At 49.5% G+C, this 21,890-nt stretch carries 19 protein-coding genes; 13 read left to right on the plus strand and 6 right to left on the minus strand.

The window, feature by feature from the left end; all coding sequences use genetic code 11:
- Positions 1–17: 17 nt before the first annotated feature.
- From HGH92_RS07060 to HGH92_RS07085, 6 genes are all read right to left on the minus strand, one after another.
- On the minus strand, positions 18–710 hold the full coding sequence (locus tag HGH92_RS07060) for a CoA transferase subunit A (RefSeq protein WP_168870025.1): 693 nt from the start codon (positions 708–710) through the stop codon (positions 18–20).
- Between the two features lie 22 nt (positions 711–732).
- Complete coding sequence (locus tag HGH92_RS07065; protein WP_168870026.1) at positions 733–1,212, minus strand: DUF4296 domain-containing protein; 480 nt, start codon at positions 1,210–1,212, stop codon at positions 733–735.
- A gap of 43 nt (positions 1,213–1,255) precedes the next feature.
- Positions 1,256–2,182 (minus strand): DUF4835 family protein, encoded by a 927-nt coding sequence (locus HGH92_RS07070; protein WP_168870027.1) that lies wholly within the window; start codon positions 2,180–2,182, stop codon positions 1,256–1,258.
- Complete coding sequence (coaBC, locus tag HGH92_RS07075) at positions 2,175–3,398, minus strand: bifunctional phosphopantothenoylcysteine decarboxylase/phosphopantothenate--cysteine ligase CoaBC (protein ID WP_211092551.1); 1,224 nt, start codon at positions 3,396–3,398, stop codon at positions 2,175–2,177. Before coaBC ends, HGH92_RS07070 begins: the two co-directional genes overlap by 8 nt.
- A 95-nt stretch (positions 3,399–3,493) precedes the next feature.
- Positions 3,494–3,835, minus strand: coding sequence for a DNA-directed RNA polymerase subunit omega (locus HGH92_RS07080; protein ID WP_078668842.1), 342 nt, complete (start codon positions 3,833–3,835; stop codon positions 3,494–3,496).
- Complete coding sequence (locus HGH92_RS07085; protein ID WP_168870028.1) at positions 3,804–4,637, minus strand: outer membrane protein assembly factor BamD; 834 nt, start codon at positions 4,635–4,637, stop codon at positions 3,804–3,806. Before HGH92_RS07085 ends, HGH92_RS07080 begins: the two co-directional genes overlap by 32 nt.
- Before the next feature lie 511 nt (positions 4,638–5,148).
- Here HGH92_RS07085 and mraZ point away from each other — a divergent pair.
- The 13 genes from mraZ (at position 5,149) to ftsZ (ending at position 21,874) form a co-directional block, all read left to right on the plus strand.
- Positions 5,149–5,616, plus strand: a complete 468-nt coding sequence (gene mraZ, locus HGH92_RS07090) for a division/cell wall cluster transcriptional repressor MraZ (protein WP_168870029.1) — start codon at positions 5,149–5,151, stop codon at positions 5,614–5,616.
- 11 nt (positions 5,617–5,627) lie between these two features.
- Positions 5,628–6,539, plus strand: a complete 912-nt coding sequence (gene rsmH, locus HGH92_RS07095; protein ID WP_168870030.1) for a 16S rRNA (cytosine(1402)-N(4))-methyltransferase RsmH — start codon at positions 5,628–5,630, stop codon at positions 6,537–6,539.
- 104 nt (positions 6,540–6,643) lie between these two features.
- Positions 6,644–7,024: an FtsL-like putative cell division protein gene (locus HGH92_RS07100; protein ID WP_317166380.1), complete on the plus strand. Its 381-nt coding sequence runs from the start codon at positions 6,644–6,646 to the stop codon at positions 7,022–7,024.
- Between the two features lie 209 nt (positions 7,025–7,233).
- Positions 7,234–9,339, plus strand: a complete 2,106-nt coding sequence (locus HGH92_RS07105) for a penicillin-binding protein (RefSeq protein WP_168870031.1) — start codon at positions 7,234–7,236, stop codon at positions 9,337–9,339.
- The gene (locus HGH92_RS07110; protein ID WP_168870032.1) at positions 9,340–10,806 is read left to right on the plus strand and encodes a UDP-N-acetylmuramoyl-L-alanyl-D-glutamate--2,6-diaminopimelate ligase; all 1,467 of its coding nucleotides are present in this window, start codon (positions 9,340–9,342) and stop codon (positions 10,804–10,806) included. It begins immediately after the preceding gene.
- Between the two features lie 89 nt (positions 10,807–10,895).
- A complete protein-coding gene (gene mraY, locus HGH92_RS07115; RefSeq protein ID WP_168870033.1) occupies positions 10,896–12,155 on the plus strand; it encodes a phospho-N-acetylmuramoyl-pentapeptide-transferase in 1,260 nt (419 codons plus the stop codon).
- Positions 12,156–12,197: 42 nt separating this feature from the next.
- Positions 12,198–13,538, plus strand: coding sequence for a UDP-N-acetylmuramoyl-L-alanine--D-glutamate ligase (gene murD, locus HGH92_RS07120; RefSeq protein WP_168870034.1), 1,341 nt, complete (start codon positions 12,198–12,200; stop codon positions 13,536–13,538).
- Between the two features lie 91 nt (positions 13,539–13,629).
- Positions 13,630–14,829 (plus strand): FtsW/RodA/SpoVE family cell cycle protein, encoded by a 1,200-nt coding sequence (locus HGH92_RS07125; protein WP_168870035.1) that lies wholly within the window; start codon positions 13,630–13,632, stop codon positions 14,827–14,829.
- Positions 14,830–14,876: 47 nt separating this feature from the next.
- Positions 14,877–15,968, plus strand: a complete 1,092-nt coding sequence (gene murG / locus HGH92_RS07130) for an undecaprenyldiphospho-muramoylpentapeptide beta-N-acetylglucosaminyltransferase (RefSeq protein WP_168870036.1) — start codon at positions 14,877–14,879, stop codon at positions 15,966–15,968.
- A gap of 28 nt (positions 15,969–15,996) precedes the next feature.
- Positions 15,997–17,346 carry a UDP-N-acetylmuramate--L-alanine ligase gene (murC, locus tag HGH92_RS07135; RefSeq protein WP_168870037.1) on the plus strand — a complete coding sequence of 450 codons (1,350 nt, stop codon included), beginning with the start codon at positions 15,997–15,999 and terminating at the stop codon, positions 17,344–17,346.
- 10 nt (positions 17,347–17,356) lie between these two features.
- The gene (locus HGH92_RS33545) at positions 17,357–18,463 is read left to right on the plus strand and encodes a hypothetical protein (protein ID WP_211092552.1); all 1,107 of its coding nucleotides are present in this window, start codon (positions 17,357–17,359) and stop codon (positions 18,461–18,463) included.
- Positions 18,460–19,863, plus strand: a complete 1,404-nt coding sequence (gene ftsA / locus HGH92_RS07145; RefSeq protein WP_168870038.1) for a cell division protein FtsA — start codon at positions 18,460–18,462, stop codon at positions 19,861–19,863. The genes HGH92_RS33545 and ftsA overlap by 4 nt, the downstream gene beginning before the upstream one ends.
- A 172-nt stretch (positions 19,864–20,035) precedes the next feature.
- Positions 20,036–21,874 (plus strand): cell division protein FtsZ, encoded by a 1,839-nt coding sequence (gene ftsZ, locus HGH92_RS07150; RefSeq protein WP_168870039.1) that lies wholly within the window; start codon positions 20,036–20,038, stop codon positions 21,872–21,874.
- Positions 21,875–21,890: the final 16 nt, after the last annotated feature.

Raw genomic sequence — 21,890 nt, forward strand, 5'->3', positions numbered from 1 at the left:
ACGTATAGTCGTTACCGTTACATCTGCACGGTCCTTCGCTCTATCCGTTTTTCATATTCGGTGCCTGCAAAGATGCGGTGCACGTAGATACCCGGCACATGGATCTGGTCGGGGTCCAGTTCGCCCGGCTGCACCAGTTGCTCCACCTCAGCGATGGTAATATTACCGGCTTTGGCCATAGAAGTGCTGAAATTGCGGGTAGTTTTACGGAATACCAGGTTGCCCATGGTATCTCCTTTCCAGGCTTTCACAATGGCAAAATCTGCATGCAGCGCCATCTCCATGAGATAGTTTTTGCCGTCGAATTCGCGGGTTTCTTTACCGGCGGCCACTTCGGTGCCATAACCGGCGGGGGTGAAAAAGGCGGGAATGCCCATACCGGCCATTTGAATACGGGTGGCGAGGGTACCTTGCGGGATCAGGTCCACTTCCAGTTCGCCGGCCAGCAGTTGTCTTTCAAATTCTGCGTTTTCGCCCACATAGGAAGACATCATCTTGCGGATCTGGCGGGTTTTCAACAACAGGCCCAATCCGAAATCATCTACGCCGGCATTGTTGGAAATACAGGTCAGTTCTTTTACGCCCTTTCTGACCAGCGCTGCGATACAGTTTTCCGGAATACCACACAAACCAAATCCCCCCAGCATTATCACCGCGCCATCCCGGATGTCCTGTATGGCTTCGTCTGCATTAGCTACTACTTTGTTCATGTTTTGGTGTTTTATATTGATCTTATGGCTGTCGCTTGATAAAGGGGCGTACCGTATCGGAAGCGGGTAACAGGAAAGCCTTTTCTGCATTGGGGAAAAAGCTTTTCAGACGGAACCTGACAGGTGCGTTTTCTTCTGCAGGGTTGCCCAGTTTATTTTTCCTGGCGGCGATATCGGCCTGCACTTTTTCAAACACGTCTTTCATGCGGTCCGGGTGACTTTCATACCAGTTATAGCTGGCCATGAAATCTTTAACGGACACCTTATGCAGGTCCAGTATCTGTTTGTAGTAAACTTTTATTTTCTCCTGTCTGACAGAATCAGGCAGGGGCGTAGTCAGGGCGCTCACTTCGTTGCTATAGGCGTCTGCCAGGGTCATGTCCACCAGGATCCTGCTCATCTTATCCTTCTGGATATACTCCTTGGGAACATTGCCCGGATCACCACAAGCTGCCATCAATAATACAAATCCTGTTACGAGCGCTTTAAAACGATTATTCATTCTTTTCTAAAAAATTGTTGTGTCCGGAGATAGTCACCGGCTGTTATTTCATCTGCTGATATTTCTGTGCATTGGGCACGTCCATCTGGGCCAGCAGTTCAGCGGCCCTCATTTTCTCCTGTGGCATGGCCTTGGAAAATATCTTCTGCAGTTCATCGGCTTTTGCGGAGTAGAATGTCTGCATCAACATGGAGTTGGGTATGTCCTGATGAATGGCATACAACAGGTTGAGGCAGTTCATAATGGCCGCACGGCCTCTGTTCACATCTTCATACATCACGTCCAACCCGTTGCGGTGGTACTGGTACATCACATCATGGAAGTTGAGGAATTTGGCGTTCAGGAGGTTGTCCTGCAACCAGTAACGGTTACGGGTACCCTCAAAAGCTTTCCATCCGGAGATATCTTTCCCGTCCGGCGCATTGTTCACAATATTCAGCGCTTTCTTAAAATAGGCATCGCCACCGCGGGGGGAGAACGAATCATAGTCCAGCCCGAGGATAATGTTCACATAGTACGCCATGATGGCCGTGAGATTGGAAGCCATGGGATCGTTGCCCACTACGCGGTTATCGCTGAATTCCAGCTGCTGGAATTCCACATAACGGAAGGCCACATTGTTGTCCTGGGTATTCAGCAGGCTGGTCACATAGCTGCTGTTAAACACCGGGCGGGTAGCCTGTATGGTGAGTGAAGCCTTGTACATGTTTTCTCCTGTGACGCCTGTTACGTTCAACAGGAAGTTACATTCAATTCTTTCTGCCGGTGTAAAGGCATCATCTGTCCAGTGGCGGTTGTTCAGAAATTCCCTGAGGGCTGTTTGCAGCGTGGTAAACACTTTCCGGTCAACACCCTGGACCTGGTTGGCCACTACGGTCACATTGGCCCTGATCTCCTGCGCCTGCAGGCAGTTGACCGTGAAAACAAGCATACCTGCCAGCAGCAGGGCGAAGGGGAAGTGGTTACGCATGTTGCAGTTCTATTATAGCGGAAACAATATCCCTGGCTACTTCCTGTTTGGATTTGAGGGGGATGTCACGTTCTTTTCCCCTGTTGTCGAACAGGGTCACTTTATTGGTATCGTAGTTGAATCCGGCGCCCGGATCGGCGAGGGAGTTCATCACGATCATATCCAGGTTTTTGTCGCGCAGCTTTTTCAGTGCATACTCCCTTTCGTTGTTTGTTTCCAGGGAGAAGCCTACCAGTAGTTGCTGCGGGCCTTTATTGTTGCCCAGTGTCCGGAGGATATCGTGTGTTTTTTCCAGGGCGATGCTGAATTTGTCCTCTCCTTTCTTGATTTTTTTATCCGCCACCTGTGCCGGGCGGTAGTCTGCCACGGCTGCCGCGGCCACTACGATATCAGACAGGGGGTATACCGCTATCACGCTGCGGAACATATCGTCTGCTGACTGTACCGGGATGATATCGATACCGTTGTGGTGGGTAGTCTGGTTAGTGGGGCCCAGCACCAGTTTCACCTGGGCGCCGGCGTCGGCGAGGGCTTCCGCGATGGCGATGCCCATTTTACCGCTGGAGTGGTTGCTGATATATCTTACCGGGTCAATATGTTCGATAGTAGGGCCGGCCGTTACGACAGCTATTTTGCCGTCGAGCGGTTTGCGGGCGCCGGCGGCCTGACTGAAGTGGCGGCGCAGCAGGGCGACGATATTTTCCGGTTCCGCCATCCTTCCTTCGCCGACAAGGCCGCTGGCCAGTTCACCGGCAGCCACCGGTATCTGGGTATGGCCGTATTCGCGGAGGCGGGCCACATTGGCGCGGGTGGCCGGATGTTTCCACATGTCTTCGTCCATGGCCGGTGCATACAGTACCGGGCAAGTGGCTGAGAGGTAGGTGGCCATCAGGAGGTTGTCGCACAGGCCGTTGGCCATTTTGGCGATGGTATTGGCAGAAGCGGGAGCTATCAGCATCACGTCGGCCCAGCGGCCCAGCATGACGTGGTTGTTCCAGCTGTTATGGTCGCTGATATGGAGTGGTACTTCGTTTTTGGAGAGGGTGGCGAGGGTGAGCGGCGTGATGAAGTCAGCCGCCGCCGGTGTCATGACCACCTTTACGAGGGCGCCTTCCTTCACGAGCAGCCGGATGAGGGTGGCGGCTTTATAGGCAGCGATGCTGCCGGACACGCCCAGGAGGATTTTCTTTCCTTGTAGTATTTTGATATCGTCCATAGATATAAAAAAAGCGGCAGATTTGAATCTGCCGCCATGAAATTAATATTTTTATTTTTCGCAATCACGCACCTCACAAAATAATGTGTGGCGGATTAGCTGAACAGGTCGTCGTCGTTCTTGCGGAAATAAATTTTATTGTCCAGGAATTCCTGCGTAGCCTGGATAGCAGGATTTGCCAGCCTTTCATAAAAGCGGGAAATCTCGATCTGCTCCTTGTTTTCGTGTACTTCTTCGAGGTTGTCAGTATGACTGGCAAACTCTTCCAGCTTGGAATGGAGCTCCTCTTTCACGGAAATATTGATCTGATTGGCGCGTTTGGCTATCACGGCAATAGACTCATATAAATTACCGGTCCGGTTCTTAATATCGGTAGTATTTTTGGTTTCTACCCAGGGATTAAGACTACTGGTTAGACTTCTCTTTATTTTGCTCATTTTCCAGTGATTTAATGTTGTTTTGCGCTAAGGTATAAAATTTTTCGGCATCCGCCTTCAATTTGCTGTTGGGATAGTGGTCTGCGAAGTCCATGTATTCGCTGACAACTGTCTCGTAGCGTTCTTTCTGTCTTTCCTCTATGCTGTTTTTGGCATAGTTGTAATAGGCGCGGATGGCCATTATCTTGTAGCTGTCGCTTTTATCGGAGTCGGGGTAGTTGCGCATCAGGTTTTTGAAGGCGATACCGGCCGCTTTGTAAAAGCCCAGGTTATAGTACAGTTCGGCGCTGTTGAACTCTTTGAGTTCCAGCTTTCTGCGGCAAAGTTCGATCACCAGGTTGGCTTCCGGCACTTTTTCCGCCTGCGGGTAGTTGTTGATGAAGGTTTGCATCTGGGCGATGGCCTTCATGGTGTTGGTCTGGTCCAGTGATACTTTGGGCGACTGCTTGTAATAGCAGTATGCCTGCATGTAGTCAATTTCCACCGCTCTGGGGCTGTTGGGGAATACGTCGAGGTAGTTTTTGAAATGGAAAGCTGCCTGAACATAGTCCTTCACGTAGTAGGAACAGTATGCGTAGTTATAATACAGGCCTTCAAACTTCTCGGTGCCTTTATACACCTGCAGGAGGTCCTGATACAGTGTCTGCGCTGTATTGTATTTTTTCTTCGAGTACAATTTGTCAGCATACGCCAGCTTCTTCTCGAAGTTGTTGCTTTTTTCGATCCTTCTCAGTTCGTTATTACAGGAAGAAGCGACCACGATCAGCGCAAGGAGACTGCTATACAATAAAAATTTCCGCATAAAAGAGTGGCAAAATTAAGAATTAAATGTAAATGTAAGGCGAAGAGATTTTCATTGCTGTTAAAATTTTGCAAAAGAGGCTGTTAAATCGCCGGATCAGGCCATTTTACCGAAGAAATGATTCCTTTTGCCGCTTACCTGCTGAAAATAAAAAATCATTGGATATTGTCAAAAAAATATCCCGGCCGGGGCTTCGAATTATAATTTAATCCTATTTATAAAAACGGGCTCAGGGGAAAAGCTGAAAAAACAGTGCAGTCATTTTACCTGATGCAATAGCAGTCCTGACGCGTTTTCACAGGTTACACACACGATATTAACACATATTCACACATTATCCACAACAACTGGCGCCCGCCGCGCGGAAAAGGTGCATAAAGGCACTCCAAACCCTTTACAATGGGGATTGTCCTCCTGTGGAAAAAATTTATAAAGTATTTTTTCGTTAAAAAGTGGGAAAAAGTGTTATTTTGTGTTAGAAAATGGTTTTTCAAGTACTTTGCCCCATGGTATGACAGGTTTTCTAGGCGAATATGAGGCTACGCTGGACGCAAAAGGACGTTTTCTGTTACCTGCCGGATTCAAAAAGCAGTTGTCAGAAGCCGCCGGGGGACAGTTTGTCATCAACAGAGGCTTTGAAAAATGTCTGTCATTGTATCCCATGAACGAGTGGCAGCCCATTTTCGAACGTATCAGCAAGCTGAACGATTTTGACCCGAAAGTGCGGGAATTTAGGCGCTACTTCCTCAATGGGGCGACCATTCTGGAACTGGACAGCGCGGGAAGACTGCTGGTACCGAAAAACCTGCTGTCGTACGCAAACATGGAAAAAGACATTGTGCTGGCAGCAGCATCCAATAAAATCGAGATCTGGGATAAAGGTAAATACCAGGAGTTCTTTGAAAATTTCTCACCAGGGGCCTTCAGTGATCTGGCTCAACAGGTAATGGGAGGAGGAGACAACAACATATCAATTTAAACTGGAGCAATATGGGCGAACAACAATATCACCTACCCGTTCTGCTGCAGGAGACAACGGAGCTGTTGCACATTAACCCGGAAGGGACCTATGTGGACGCAACGTTTGGAGGCGGAGGACATTCCCGGGCCATACTGGAGAAACTGGGCGAAAAAGGACGACTGATCGTATTTGATCAGGACGAGGATGCATACCGTAACCGAATCATCGATGACCGTGTAACATTTGTACAACAAAATTTCAGACACCTGCAACGTTTTCTGAAACTACATAAAGCGGAACAGGTAGACGGCATACTGGCAGACCTGGGCGTGTCTTCACACCAGTTCGATACCGCCGAAAGAGGGTTCAGCATCCGCTTTAACGGCGATCTGGACATGCGAATGGACACCCGGACCACCCTCACTGCGGCCCAGATTCTGGCCACCTGGGGCGAAGCCCGGTTGCAACTCATGTTCCAGGAATACGGAGAAGTGACCAACGCCAAAACCCTGGCGCAAACCATTGTACGGCAAAGAAAAACACACCCCATGCGCACCATCGCGGAATTTAAATCCGTGATCCAGCCCATCGTAAAAGGCAACCCGCAGAAATACCTCGCACAGGTGTTTCAGGCATTAAGAATAGCTGTCAACGATGAACTGGGCGCCTTAAAAGACTTACTGACGCAGTGCGCCAATGTGTTAAAACCGGGAGGAAGAGTGGCCATCATCACCTTCCATTCTCTGGAAGACAGGCTGGTAAAGAACTTTATGAAGACAGGCAGTTTCGAGGAAGCACCGGAAGATCCGTTTGGAAAGGAAACACCCCCTAAATTGTTCAGATTAATCACAAAAAAACCGGTGACCGCCAGCGATGCAGAATTAAAGCTCAACGGCAGATCGAGAAGCGCAAAACTGCGGGTGGCCGAAAAAACAGCATGATACCGCTTACATCGTATCATCCAGCTCCTATCCTATATCCTATACACATCTGTTGTGATTTGCTTTCAATTTTATATTGTCAATTTATTAAAAAGGCATAACGCGTGTTGCAGGAAGAAGTTATAGAAACAAACCAGGAAGAACCTACCGGTACCGAAAGTTCACCGGTGAAAGCTCCGAAAAGGGAATGGCGGTTGCGTATCAACTACAGAGCGTTGGTGCAAAACCTGCCCTATATCGGCTTTCTCGCTGTCCTGGCACTGATCTATATCGCTAACAGCCACCTCGCTGAAAAAAAAATACGCCGCATTAATCAGCTTGGCAAAGAAATAAAAGAGCTCAAGTGGGAATACATCAACGTGAAGAGTGAGCTCATGTTTCGCAGCAAAATGAGTGAAGTCAGCAAATCTGTAGAGCAACTGGGCCTCAAACAACTCAGTTCCCCTCCGCAGAAAATAGTGTTGAAAAAGGAAAATGAACAATAACAATCAATACTGGTACCTGATGCTGCCCGCCTGAAATTTTTACAGGACGGGGATGCTGGTAAAAAATGGCAAGCATCTCATATAAATCGCAGCCAGCGTCAGGTATTTTTTTATAGCGCTTAGCCTTTAGCTTTTAGCCTTAGTCGCTTTCCCGGCAACTAAAACCCTGGAAGTTATCCGCTAAAAGCTTAAAGCTAAACAGCCGGAACGTGGACGTAAAAAAAGACATATTGTGGCGTGTGTATCTCTGCCTGATCGGCATGGCGCTCTTCGGTGTCGCCATCCTGGCCAAGGTCTTTTACATCCAGAACGTGAAAGGCAGCTACTGGCGCAATATGGCCGATAGTCTGCATACCGGCTACGTTGCCCTCGACGCGGAAAGAGGCACCATCTATTCGGAGGAAGGCAGAATGCTGTCTACCTCCATCCCGTATTTTGATATACGGATAGACTTCGCTGCCGACGGCCTGCGGGACAAAAAAGGGAAAGTGTTCCGGGAAAATCTCGATTCCCTCTCCCTCTGCCTCTCCCAGATGTTCGGCGACCGCAGCAAAGCAGGCTACGCACAAATGCTGCAGGAAGGTTACAAAACAAAGGACCGCTATTTTCTCCTGAAAAGAAACGTACCCTTTAACCAGTACCAGCAAATGCGCGCCTTCCCAATGTTCCGGCTCGGCAAAAACAAAGGCGGCATGATCGCGGAAAGCAAAAGCAAACGCATCAACCCCTTTAAACTGCTGGCCAACAGGACCATCGGCCTGCCCCGCGAAAACTCGCAAAGCGTAGGCCTGGAAAGGACCTATAACGAATACCTGAAAGGGGTGACCGGTAAAAGGCTCATGCGCCGCATCGCCGGTGGCACCTACGTCCCCGTGGAAGGATATGACATCGAACCGGAAAACGGCCGCGATGTGGTGACCACCCTCGACGTAAACATGCAGGATATCGTAGAAACAGCCCTCATGAACATGATGGTGCAAAATGAAGCCGTCCACGGCACCTGTATCCTGATGGAGGTGAAAACAGGAAAAATCAAGGCTATCGCCAATCTGGGCAGACAACCAGATGGCAGCTACTGGGAAGATATGAACTACGCACTGCAGGTAGGTGAGCCAGGTTCCACCTTTAAACTGGCCACCGTCATCTCTGTGCTGGAAGATAAATACGCCACCATGAACACGATGGTCAACATGGACGGCGGACGCTGGCAGGTAGGACGCAGAACGGTATTCGACTCCGAACCGCATCCCGGCCCGCAGAACGTGACCATCAAACACGCATTTGAGCTCAGCTCCAATGTGGCAATGGCTAAACTGGCCGTCCAACATTATGGCAGACAGCCCAACAAGTTCGTGGCAAACCTGAAAAAACTCAGGCTGGACCAGAGCACGGGCATCGACCTGGTGGGGGAAGGCCATCCGGTGATTAAAACCACCAGCTCCAAAACATGGAGCAACACTTCACTTCCCTGGATGGCTTTCGGGTATGAAGTGCTGATAAGCCCGCTGCAAACATGTATGCTGTACAATGCAGTGGCCAACAACGGTAAAATGATGAAACCCTACCTCGTCAATTCCATACAGGAATATGGCCAGGTAGTTAAACAGTTTGAGCCTACCGTACTGCTGGACAGCATCTGCACCAACAGTACCCTGAAGCAGGTACAGTCCATGCTCGAAGGAGTGGCAATAGACGGCACCGCCAGAAAACTGGCCAACCCCTATTACAACTTCGCAGCTAAAACCGGTACCGCCCTGGTGGCCAACGGCAACCGCGGTTATGCCGACAAGATCTACCAGTCCTCATTTGCCGGGTATTTTCCCGCTAATGACCCACAGTACACCTGTGTGGTGGTGATCAGAAATAAACCGCATGCCCTGCGCTTTTATGGCGCTAACGTGGCAGGACCTGTGTTCCGCGAAGTGGCTGATAAACTGTATGCCATCGCCGTGGAAAAACAGAAACCAATGCAGGCAAACGTACAACTGGACACCCTCCTGGCCCTGAAAAACGGTAAAGGCGGCGAATGGAAACAGATACTTAAAACCCTGCAAATGCCCGTCAACGGCACCATCGCCAACAACAGCTGGGTAAGCCCCAGCGTGAGCAACCGGAAAGTCAACTTCCAACAGCTCACCCAGGCGAAAGGCGCCGTGCCCAACGTTACGGGAATGGGGCTCAAAGATGCGCTGTACCTGCTCGAAAACGCAGGACTGCGCGTTGTTGTAAAAGGCGCCGGCAAAGTGAAAACACAATCACTCCCCGGCGGCACCAAAATAGGAAACGAACAAACGATCGTAATAGAACTGAGCTAGATGAAGACGCTGCGCGACATATTATACAATGCAGGCATCAGGGCCGTACACGGTAACACCGACATCTCCGTGAACGCCCCTGCCATTGATTCCAGGTCTGTAGGACCCGGCGACGCCTTCATTGCCGTGAAAGGAGTACATACTGATGGCCATCAATATATCGATAAAGCCATCGCACAGGGAGCAGCGGCCATCATCTGCGAAACAATGCCGGAAGTACTGCTGGACACCGTCACCTATGTACAGGTGGAGAACAGCGCACTGGCAAGCGGTATCATAGCGGGCAACTTCTATGACAACCCTTCCCACAAACTGCAGCTGGTAGGCGTTACCGGTACCAATGGAAAAACAACCATCGCCACCATCCTGTTCCGCCTGTTCTCCCAGCTGGGCTACCACTGCGGACTACTGTCCACCGTGCAAAACCAGATAGGCGACACCGTGATACCATCTACCCACACCACCCCTGACCCCATCAGCCTCAACGCGCTGCTGGCCCGGATGGTGGAGGAAGGATGCCTGTATGCCTTCATGGAAGTCAGCTCCCACGCTATCCATCAACAAAGAGTGGCAGGACTGAAATTCGCCGGAGGCATCTTCAGTAATATCACCCATGACCACCTGGATTATCACAAAACATTCGATGAATACATCCGGGTCAAAAAATCATTCTTTGATAACCTGCCAGCTACGGCTTTCGCCCTCACCAATCTCGATGACAAAAGAGGCATGGTGATGCTGCAAAACACCAAAGCCCGCAAGGCCACTTACAGCCTGCGGACCCTGGCCGATTTCAAAGGAAAAATCCTGGAAAACAATCTCACCGGCCTGATCATGCAGGTAGGCGATACGGAAGTACACTTCCGCCTGATCGGTGAGTTTAATGCCTACAACCTGCTGGCAGTATATGGTGCGGCTGTATTGCTGGGACAGGACAAAGCCACCGTGCTGCGCGCCCTCAGCAATATACAGGGCGCGGAAGGACGCTTTGAATATATCGTGTCCGCGCACGACCAGATCATCGCTATTGTGGACTACGCCCATACACCTGATGCCCTGAAAAACGTACTGGCCACCATCAAAAACCTGCGCAAAGGACACGAACAGGTGATCACCGTGGTAGGCTGCGGCGGCGACCGCGATACAGCTAAAAGGCCTGTCATGGCTGCAGTGGCAACAGACAACAGCGACCGGGTGATCTTCACTTCCGATAATCCCCGCTCCGAAGATCCGGAAGCGATTATCCGCGAAATGGAAGCAGGCGTGCCTGTACACCTGAAAAAACGGGTGATCTCCATTACCGATCGCAGGGAAGCTATTAAAACAGCAGTAACCCTCGCCGGAAAAGAAGATATCATCCTCGTGGCCGGAAAAGGACACGAAAAATACCAGGAAATCAAAGGGGTGAAACATCCCTTCGACGATAAAGAAGTGCTGGAAGAAGTAATGAGGCTGCTCGACAAATAATTATAACGGAACGAAACTAACTTAATAACTCAATGACTTAAAAGCCCCCCATCCGAATGAGGCGGACGGGAAGGCTCCGACTAAAACATATGTTATATTATTTTTTAAATTACCTGAAAACAGAATTTAAGATCAGCATCATCGGTGGTGGTATGTTCCAGTTTATCACCTTCCGTGTGACGATGGCCCTGTTGCTGTCGCTGGTCATCTCCCTGTTGTTGGGTAAACGTATCATCAGATTGCTGCAGCGCAAACAAATCGGTGAAACAATCCGTGAGCTGGGCCTTCAGGGTGAAAACACCAAGAAGGGCACCCCTACTATGGGCGGCCTCATCATCCTCGCGGCCATCATCATCCCCACCTTATTGTTTGCCCAGGTAGCCAACGTGTACATCTGGCTGGTACTGCTCTGTACTGTATGGTTAGGCCTCATCGGTTTTGTGGACGACTATATCAAAGTATTCAAAAAGAACAAGGAAGGGCTGGCAGGCCGTTTTAAAATACTCGGACAAATAGGACTGGGCCTCATCGTGGGCACTACCCTGTATTTCAATAATGACGTAGTGGTATCCCGCGAGCTGATGGGCGCAGAAAAACTGGCGCCCTATGAAAGACGCCTTACCAACCACCCTGAAAGGGTGACCCGCGACGGACAACGGTTTGTGGACGTGAAAACACCCATCACCACCATCCCGTTCGTCAAGAACCATGAATTCAACTACGCCAAGCTGATTTCCTGGATTCCCGGCGCAGAAAAATACACCTTCATCGTCTACATCCTGATCGTCATCTTTATCATCACCGCCGTATCCAACGGCGCAAACATAACGGACGGATTAGATGGGCTAGCCACAGGGGTGTCGGGTATCATAGGAATATGTCTCGGCATTTTTGCTTATGTATCGGGTAACATTCAGTTTGCGGAGTACCTCAATATCATGTACATCCCCAACCTGGGTGAACTGTCCATCTTCATTGCGGCGTTCGTAGGCGCCTGTGTGGGCTTCCTCTGGTACAACGCTTACCCGGCACAGGTTTTCATGGGCGATACCGGTAGCCTGGCACTGGGAGGTATCATCGCGGCACTGGCGTTTATTGTGCGTAAAGAACTGCTGATCCCCATCTTCTGCGGCGTATTCCTCGTAGAGCTCCTGTCAGTGATGCTGCAGGTGTCTTACTTCAAATACACCAAGAAAAAATACGGTGAAGGCCGGCGCATACTGAAAATGTCGCCCCTCCATCACCACTACCAGAAACTCGGTTATCACGAAAGTAAAATATCCGTACGCTTCTGGATCATCACCATCATGTGCGTGGTATTTACAATCGCGACACTGAAAATGAGATAATCAAAAAAAAAACAAAAAACTAACAAAGAAGTATATACGAAAATGGCGCATAAACTCATCATATTAGGAGCAGGAGAAAGCGGGATCGGAGCGGCTTTGCTGGGAAAACAGCAAGGGTATGAGGTTTTTGTGTCTGAAGGCGGCACTATTAAGGACAACTATAAACAGGAACTGGCGGTAAACCATATTCCTTTCGAAGAAGGTCATCACTCCTGGGACGTGATACTCGGCGCAGACGAAATCGTCAAAAGTCCGGGTATCCCTGAAAAAACAGAACTGATGAAAAAAGTACGCGAAAAAGGCGTACCTGTCATCTCCGAAATTGAACTGGCCTACCGTTTTTCAAAAGGTAAAAAGATTATTGCCATCACTGGCAGCAACGGCAAAAGCACCACCACCGCCCTCACCTACCATATTTTCAAAACGGCAGGACTCGACGTGGCCATGGTCGGCAACATTGGCGTAAGCTATGCCAGACAGGTGGCAACCGCACCAGCGGAGTATTATGTGATTGAAATCAGCAGCTTTCAGCTGGATGACATCGTGGAATTCAAACCCAACGTTGCTATCCTGCTCAACATTACGCCTGATCACCTGGACCGGTACGACTACAAAATGGAAAACTATGTAGCCTCCAAGTTCAGGATCGCGATGAACCAGACAAAAGAAGACTATTTCATCTATTGTATGGATGATCCGGAGATCATGCAGCATTTGGCGCAGCAACCCATTTATTCAACATTAATACCTTTTACCATCATGAAACCACTGAAAGAAGGCGGTTCTATCGCCAACGAGCAGTTGCAAATACTGGTTGACGGAGAGCCGGTCATCATGTCCATGTATGACCTGGCGCTAAAAGGGAAACACAATCTGTATAATTCGATGGCAGCAGCAATTGCAGGCAGAACCATGGATATTAGAAAGGAAAAAATCCGCGAAAGCCTGGCTTCCTTCAAAAGCCTGGAACACCGGATGGAATATGTGACAACGGTAAAAGGCGTGGATTTTATCAATGATAGCAAAGCTACCAATGTGAATTCCGTATGGTTTGCCCTCGAAAGCATCGAAAAACCCATTGTACTGATCATGGGCGGTGTGGACAAAGGCAACGATTACTCCGCTATCCGCGACCTGGTGAAAGAAAAAGTAAAAGCCATTATTTGCATGGGCGTGGACAACACACCGATCATTGATGCGTTATCAAAAGATACGCCCGTTATGATCAGCACCTCCGGCATGATGGATGCGGTACGCGAAGCTTTTGCACAAGCCACCAAAGGCGATGTGGTCATGCTTTCCCCTGCCTGCGCCAGCTTCGACCTGTTTAAAAACTACGAAGACAGAGGCCGGAAATTCAAGGAAGCGGTGAAAGCACTCTAAGCACCAGGGTTGAATCGTAGCACAGGGCTTCAGCCCTGGGATGGTAAAAAGGGTTGAATAACGGAAACGACAAAACGAAAGTATTAACAATATGAACGGATTGCTCTATAGAACAAAAGGCGATAAGGTCATCTGGACGATAGTAATTTTTCTATCGCTGGTGAGCCTGCTGGCCGTATATAGCGCAACCGGCTCGCTTGCTTACCGCGAACGGGGCGGCCATACGGAGTATTACCTCCTGAAGCAGCTCATTGTGCTGGGAATGGGACTGGCGATCATCTACTTTGCTCACCGGGTGAACTACACTATTTACTCAAGGGTGGCGCAGGTAGGCTTCCTGATATCGATACCACTGCTGATTTACACACTGGCATTCGGTTCACATATCAACGACGCCAGCAGGTGGATACGGCTACCGATCATCAACCTGACCTTCCAGACATCGGACGTCGCCAAACTGGCCATCTTCATGTATGTCAGCCGGCAGTTGTCCAGAAGGCAGCATGTGATCAACGATTTTAAGAAAGGGTTTCTGCCCATCATCATACCAGTTGGCGTTATCTGCGTACTTATCATGCCGGCCAATATGAGCACGGCTTTGCTGTTAATGGCCAGCTGTATGCTGCTCTGTTTCATTGGCAGGGTACCGGTGAGGTTCCTCGCAGGAATGGTGGCCGCAGGCGCATTGGCTATCGTACTGATGTTTGCCATCGCTAAAATCTCCGGAATGGAGATGCGTACCAAAACCTGGGAAAAGCGGTTGGACAGCTTCATGAATGACGACCATACCGAAGTGCCCTATCAGGTACAACAGGCCAATATTGCCATCGCCGGCGGCGGCGTACTCGGGAAAGGCCCCGGCAACAGTACACAACGTAACTTTTTGCCACACGCCTACTCCGACTATATCTATGCTACCATCATCGAAGAATACGGAATGGTGGGCGCCTTCCTGATATTGGCGGCTTATATGCTGTTGCTGTTACGCTGCATCCGGATTTACAAAAAATGCCCGTATGCCTTCGGCGCCTTCCTGGCACTGGGACTGAGCGTAACACTGGTCATACAGGCGCTGACCAACATGGCGGTAAATGTACAGCTGTTCCCCGTAACAGGGTTGCCGCTACCGCTGGTCAGTATGGGAGGATCATCTGTGCTCTTCACCAGTATGGCCATCGGTATTATCCTGAGCGTGGCCCGCAATGTGGAAGAAATGGAAGGCAAACAGGCAGAAAAAGAGAGACTTGAACGCGTGATGGCTGCCAACGCAGAAAACGCTGCAGTAGCCTAAAACGTATTTATATAAACAGAACAGACTATCAATCGTAACTGAAGAACATGCAACGCAAAGTGATCATAGCAGGTGGAGGCACGGGAGGACATATCTTCCCGGCAATAGCGATTGCCAATGCGTTGAAGAAAATCCAGCCGGATATCGACATCCTTTTTGTGGGCGCCATCGGTAAAATGGAAATGGAAAAAGTACCGCAGGCAGGTTATCCCATCAAAGGACTGGAAATAGCAGGCTTTAACCGCAGCAATATTTTTAAAAACATACTGCTGCCTTTCAAAATCTGGAAAAGCCTCCGGCAGGCCAAAAACATCCTGGCGGAATTTAAACCGGATGCAGTAGTGGGCGTTGGCGGCTATGCCAGCTTCCCCATGCTGAGAAGGGCACAAAAAAATGGTATTCCGACGCTCATACAGGAACAGAATTCTTTTGCAGGCAAAACCAACAAGATACTGGGGAAACAAGCAAGGAAGATCTGCGTGGCCTATGATGGCATGGACAAATTTTTCCCGGCAGACAAGATCGTTTTCACCGGCAATCCTGTCAGGAACAACATCACCCAATCCGCCGTCACCAGAGAAGATGCCCTGCAACACTTTGGACTGAGCAGTCAGAAACAAACCATCTTCGCCGTAGGCGGCAGCCTGGGCGCCAAATCAATCAACGAAGCGTTGCAGCCGTTGCTGCCCACGCTGGTGCAGAAAGACCTGCAACTGATCTGGCAAACCGGCAAGCCGTTCTATGAAACCGCCAAAGCTGCGGCAGCACCCTATAGCAGCCATATTAAAGTGCATGAGTTCATCAACGTGATGGACTTTGCCTACAAAGCAGCAGATGTGGTACTGTCCCGCGCAGGCGCACTGACCATCGCTGAGCTTTGTGTCGTGAAAAAACCGGTCATCTTTGTGCCGTACCCTTTTGCAGCGGAAGACCATCAGACTTCCAACGCTATGAACCTGGTGAATAAAAAGGCGGGGCTGATGATTAAAAACGACGAGGTAGATGCACAGCTGTCCAATGTACTGTTCAGCCTTCTGCAAAACAGGGCGCTAATGGAACAACTGGAGAAAAATATCGGCGAACTGGGCAATTCCAACGCAGATATGGTAATCGCCAGAGAAGTGATAAACATTTTTTGATTTTGATATTTAGGGATTTAGGATTCATATGGATTTGAACAACATACAACGGGTTTATTTCATCGGCATCGGCGGTATCGGCATGAGCGCCATCGCCCGCTTCTTCAATGAGAAAGGAGTGGCAGTAAGCGGTTATGACCGTACCCCAACAGCGCTCACCAAGCAGCTGGAGGCAGAGGGTATGCAGATCCATTATACCGACGATATCAACGCACTGGACCAACAGACTAACCTGGTCGTATATACGCCGGCTATCCCCGCCACCCATGAAGAACTGAAGTGGTACCGGGACCATGGCTTTGAAGTAGTGAAACGCAGCGATGTGTTACAGGAAATCACCCGGTCACTGTTCGCCATCACCGTTGCAGGCACCCATGGCAAGACCACCGTCTCCACCATGATCGCGCACCTGCTCACAGACAGCGGATATGGTTGTAATGCTTTCCTGGGCGGAATCAGCGTCAACTATGATAAAAATTTCTGGAGCAGCGAAAAGGCAGTAGCCGTGATTGAAGCAGACGAGTATGACCGCTCCTTTCTGAAATTAAGTCCGGATATCGCGATACTGACTGCCATGGATGCAGACCACCTGGACATTTACGGCACGCCGGAAGCCATGGAGGAAGCATTTATCACTTATACGCACAATATAAAGCCCAATGGCACGCTGATTGCTAAGTTCGGCCTGCATCGCGGAAATGAACTGAAAGCAGACAACAAACTGCTGTACAGTTTACAGAACAACGCAGCCAACGCATACGCTGCCAACATACGGATGATCAACGGTGGGTATGAGTTTGATGTAATGCAGCAGGACTGGATGATTGACAACATCCGGTTGCACATCGGGGGCATGCACAATGTTGAAAACGCTGTTGCAGCCATTACGGTAGCACATTTGCTGGGCATCAGCGCCGACAAGATCAGGGCAGCAGTGGAAAGCTTTAAAGGCATCAAAAGACGCTTTGAATATGTGATCAAGAACGATCATCAGGTGTATATCGATGATTACGCCCATCACCCGGAAGAGCTGCGCGCGCTGATCACCAGTGCGAAAGCATTGTTCCCCGGCAGACGTTGCACCGTGATCTTCCAGCCGCACCTGTTCACCCGTACCCGTGACCTGGCGGATGGTTTCGCAGAAAGCCTGTCACTGGCGGACGAAGTGGTCCTCCTGCCTATTTATCCTGCGAGGGAACTGCCGATCGAAGGCGTTACCAGCGAGATTCTGGCTAAAAAGATCACCGTACCGGTGCAGATCATGCAAAAAGAAGAAGTACTGGACTGGCTGAAAAAAACACCCGTCCCGTTATTAATAACAGCCGGAGCAGGCGACATTGACCAGTTAAAAGGACCGATCAGTCAACTGCTTCACTAAAAGAAAAACTTTGGCTAAAACCACGACGATATTAAAAAGGCTGGGCGCGCTGCTCCTTTGGGTGCTGGCTGTGACCGGTTTTATTATCCTCCTGGTGGCGGCTAATAACGACAAGGAATCCGGTATCTGCAAAGGTATTCTGGTAAAGTTTGAAGGGAAGGACGATAACTTTTTCATTGAAGCCAAAGATATCCGGTCGTTGTTAACAAAAGACAAGGCACTGAACCCGGTAGGCAAACCGATCCGGGACATCAACATCCGAACACTGGAAGCAGTAGTGGACCAGGACCCATGGGTTAAAAATGCAGAGATCTATTTCAACAGCAAACAGGAACTGCATATCAAAGTAACGCAGCGGGAACCGGTAGCAAGGGTGTTCACCTTTTCGGGCAACAGCTTTTATCTCGACGAAGCAGCAGAGCGTATACCGGTATCATCCCGCTACGCCGCCAGGGTGCCGGTATTTACCGGTTTCCCTACAGACGCGGACAAACTGCAACGGACAGACAGCCTGCTGGCAGCCCAGATAGTGGACATGGGCCGTTTTATCGGCAAAGACCCTTTCTGGATGGCACAGGTAGAACAGCTGATCGTGACGCCTGACAGAAAGTTTGAGTTCATACCCAAACTGGGCGATCAGGTGATCGTTTTCGGCGACGGTGCCGACATTGAAAAAAAATTCACCAAACTGCTGGCTTTTTACAAGGAAGGACTGAATAAGGTAGGTTGGAATAATTATTCGCGGATCAACATCGCTTTTGAGAATGAAGTCGTATGTACGCGTAAGGATGGTGTAGCACCGTTACAACCGGTGATACCCAAAGACACGGTCAAACAGTTTGTGCCTGACGAAGCGCCTATCGCTGAAAGCGAAGACAGCGCAGAAAAAACAACGGCAGCCAAACCACCAGAACATGCACCGGTGACTGCCAAACCGGTCGTCAAACCGGCAGCGAAACCAGCGGCTAAACCCGCAGCTGCCCACAACAAAACAACGGCAAAAGCGCCAGAGAAGAAAGCAAAACCAGAGAAAGCGGCGCCCAAGCAACAACCTAAAGCAGTGTATAAGCCAGGGAATAAATCTGTTAACACATCAAAAAAACAAACAACGCCATGAATCAGGAAGCTCCCATCATTGTAGGTCTCGATATCGGAACTACGAAGATTGCTGCCATAGCAGGACGGAAGAATGAATACGGGAAACTGGAAATCCTGGGATTCGGTAAAGCTACATCGTTTGGTGTGCAGCACGGTATGGTGCTGAACATTGACCAGACCATCAAAGCCATCAGGCAAGCCCTGGAAAACTGTTATGCATCCAGCCCCCATCTGGAAATCAATGAAGTATATGTCGGTATCGCCGGTCATCATATCAAAAGTTTGCAAACCCGTGGTGATATTGTCCGCAATGATGTTGACGCGGAAATATCCCAGAAAGATATTGACCAGCTGATCAACGATCAGTATAAAACAGTCATTCCCGCGAGTGATCAGATCATTGATGTGATCCCACAGCAATATATTGTGGACAGTCTGCAGAACATCACCTATCCTATCGGTATGTCCGGTGTGAAGGTGGGCGCTAACTTCCATATCATCACCGGCGACAAAAACGCCATCCGCAACATTAACCGCAGCGTGGAAAAATCCGGCCTCAAAATCCGCGATCTCGTGCTGCAGCCGCTGGCATCTGCCGCAGCCGTGATGTGCGATATGGACTTTGAAGCAGGCGTGGCTATCGTAGACATTGGTGGTGGCACCACCGACCTGGCGGTGTTCTACGAAGGCATCCTGAAACATACTGCCGTTATTCCCTATGGTGGCGAAAATATTACCAACGATATCAAAAATGGTCTGGGTGTGTTGAAAACACAGGCCGAACAGATGAAAGTACAATTCGGTTATGCACTGGCCGATGAAGCTAAAAGCAACGCTTATATTACCATTCCTGGTTTACGCGGACAAAGCCCCAAAGAAATATCCGTTAAAAACCTGGCACATATTATCCAGGCCCGTATGAGTGAAATACTCGATTTCGTAGTATATCACCTCAAACAAATCGGGATGGACAATAAAATGCTGAATGGTGGTATTATCCTCACCGGTGGCGGTTCCCAGCTGAAACACCTGATCCAGCTGACGGAATATACTACCGGCGCCAGCGCACGCATCGGTTTCCCCAACGAACATCTGGCCAGCGGCCTGTTCGACGAAGAACTGACCAAACCCATGTACGCCACCTGCGTAGGCTTGATCCTCAAAGGCTACAATGATTTTGAAAATGACCGTAAATCACTGGAAGAAAATTATATAAAAATTAATACCAGTTACCTCGCGAAAGAACAAGCCGCCCAGTCGGTAGCCCAACAGGAAGAATGGGAGGAAGAAGCCCCCACCACACAGGAAATACAGGACAGAAAAGCCAAAGAAAGGAACGCTTCGCTGAAGAATTTCCTGGATAAAATGAAAACGAAGATCATTGACATGTTTACAGAAGAAGAAGATGCAAAACTGTAAATGTGAAATGGCGCAATTGTTGTGAACTGCAAACGTTTATTATATAAGAACAAAGAACGATAATTAATAATGATAGGACAAATGAACCATATTAACGGCAAAGAATACACGCTTATAACACCGAACATGTTCATTATTAATTATCCGTACTAACCCATAAAAGTATAGAGTCATGATACATTTTGATCTTCCTAAGGAAAAATCTTCTATCATCAAGGTCATCGGCATTGGTGGCGGTGGAAGTAATGCGGTGAATCATATGTATAGCCAGCGCATTGAAGGGGTGAATTTTATTATCTGCAATACCGATGCTCAGGCTATTGCCAACAGTCCTGTGCCCAACAAAATACAGTTGGGACCGCACCTCACACAGGGCCTTGGTGCCGGCGCCAATCCCGAAATTGGTAAGCAGGCTACAGAAGAATCCTTTGAAGAAATCAAAAAAATACTGGAGGTGAATACCAAAATGGCCTTCATTACTGCCGGTATGGGCGGTGGCACCGGTACCGGTGGCGCACCCATCATCGCGCGGATATGTAAGGAACTGGGTATTCTGACCGTTGGTATTGTTACCACCCCGTTTTCTTATGAAGGAAAAAAGAGAATGCTGCAGGCCGATGAAGGCGTTCAACGCCTGAAGGAGTATGTAGATACCCTGCTGATCATCTCCAACGATAAATTAAGACAGAAATTCGGCGACCTGAAGTTCAAGGCCGCGTTCGAAAAAGCGGACAACGTACTGGCCACCGCTGCCAAATGTATCACCGACGTGATCAACTCCACCGGTCAGATCAACGTGGACTTTGCCGACGTATGCACCGTTATGCGTAACGGTGGCGTGGCCATCCTGGGTGCTTCCATCGCAGAAGGTGAAAACCGTGCTCAACGCGCTATCGAAGATGCACTGACTTCTCCGTTGCTGAACGACAACGATATCCGTGGCGCCAAATGGATACTCATCAATATCTCTTCTTCTGAAGGTGAATTTGAACACACCCTCGATGAAATGGATATCATCCAGGCTTACGTACAAAGCCAGGCCGGCGAGGATTGCGACGTGATCCTCGGTGTGGGCTACGACCAGACGCTGGACCGCAAACTGGGCGTTACCATCATCGCTACCGGTTTTGAACAGAAACCGATCCAGCAGATGAAAATGACCCCTTCCACTCCCGAACGTACCGAACCTAAAATCGTGATGCAACTGGGAAAAGACGGGGACGAGAAAAAAATGAACATCCAGCAGTCACAAGGTCTCCTGTTCCAGGAACCGCAGGACCTGATGGCCCCACGCCTGATGGAACCTGTAGTGTCCCATCCTGAACCTGCCACCGGCTACACCCCTCCGCAGCAACAGGCACCCATCGCACCTGCACGGCAGAACTATGTACTCAACGTACAACAGGTCCCTGCCCAGCAACCGCAGCAGGCCCCGGAACAACAACTGCCGGTTCAGCAACAACCGGTACAACAACACATGCCACCGCAGCAACAGCACATGCCGCCACAACAGCAGCATGTACAACAACCCATGCAGCCGCAACATGTGCAACAACCTGTTCAGCAGCCTAATGTGAATATAATACAGCCACAGGCCGGCAGCGCGGCAGGCGGTTACCTGAACCGTCCCGCTAACATCTACGTGGAGCCAGGCAGCACACCTACGCCCCCGGAAATGAAAATGGTGTACAGGGAAGAAGAACCAGGCAATCCGCTGCCTCCGGAAGTGCCCATGCAACACACTTCCTACGAAGAACTGGAAGAGCAAAAACGTAAACAGGCTGAAAGAGTGGCTAAACTGCGCAGCATCAGCTTCAACGTGAAAAACATGGACAACAACGCGGAAATTGAAAATGTTCCGGCTTATCTGCGTCGCAACGTAGCCCTGGAAAATGGTGCCGGCTCCGCCGAACACTTCTATTCCAACTACACCGTGAGCGATCCTGGCCAGAACAATCACACTGAGATAAATACTATCAATACATTTTTAGATGGGAAGAAGCCCGATTGATGAACATAGAGATATT

The sequence above is a fragment of the Chitinophaga varians genome, from assembly GCF_012641275.1.
GTDB lineage: Bacteria > Bacteroidota > Bacteroidia > Chitinophagales > Chitinophagaceae > Chitinophaga > Chitinophaga varians_A.

Bases quoted from the DNA above. Each gene is read 5' to 3' on its own strand.
- HGH92_RS07060 (WP_168870025.1), bottom strand. From the start codon at position 710: ATGAACAAAGTAGTAGCTAATGCAGACGAAGCCATACAGGACATCCGG.
- HGH92_RS07065 (WP_168870026.1), bottom strand. From the start codon at position 1,212: ATGAATAATCGTTTTAAAGCGCTCGTAACAGGATTTGTATTATTGATG.
- HGH92_RS07070 (WP_168870027.1), bottom strand. From the start codon at position 2,182: ATGCGTAACCACTTCCCCTTCGCCCTGCTGCTGGCAGGTATGCTTGTT.
- coaBC (WP_211092551.1), bottom strand. From the start codon at position 3,398: ATGGACGATATCAAAATACTACAAGGAAAGAAAATCCTCCTGGGCGTG.
- HGH92_RS07080 (WP_078668842.1), bottom strand. From the start codon at position 3,835: ATGAGCAAAATAAAGAGAAGTCTAACCAGTAGTCTTAATCCCTGGGTA.
- HGH92_RS07085 (WP_168870028.1), bottom strand. From the start codon at position 4,637: ATGCGGAAATTTTTATTGTATAGCAGTCTCCTTGCGCTGATCGTGGTC.
- mraZ (WP_168870029.1), top strand. From the start codon at position 5,149: ATGACAGGTTTTCTAGGCGAATATGAGGCTACGCTGGACGCAAAAGGA.
- rsmH (WP_168870030.1), top strand. From the start codon at position 5,628: ATGGGCGAACAACAATATCACCTACCCGTTCTGCTGCAGGAGACAACG.
- HGH92_RS07110 (WP_168870032.1), top strand. From the start codon at position 9,340: ATGAAGACGCTGCGCGACATATTATACAATGCAGGCATCAGGGCCGTA.
- mraY (WP_168870033.1), top strand. From the start codon at position 10,896: ATGTTATATTATTTTTTAAATTACCTGAAAACAGAATTTAAGATCAGC.
- murD (WP_168870034.1), top strand. From the start codon at position 12,198: ATGGCGCATAAACTCATCATATTAGGAGCAGGAGAAAGCGGGATCGGA.
- HGH92_RS07125 (WP_168870035.1), top strand. From the start codon at position 13,630: ATGAACGGATTGCTCTATAGAACAAAAGGCGATAAGGTCATCTGGACG.
- murG (WP_168870036.1), top strand. From the start codon at position 14,877: ATGCAACGCAAAGTGATCATAGCAGGTGGAGGCACGGGAGGACATATC.
- murC (WP_168870037.1), top strand. From the start codon at position 15,997: ATGGATTTGAACAACATACAACGGGTTTATTTCATCGGCATCGGCGGT.
- ftsA (WP_168870038.1), top strand. From the start codon at position 18,460: ATGAATCAGGAAGCTCCCATCATTGTAGGTCTCGATATCGGAACTACG.
- ftsZ (WP_168870039.1), top strand. From the start codon at position 20,036: ATGATACATTTTGATCTTCCTAAGGAAAAATCTTCTATCATCAAGGTC.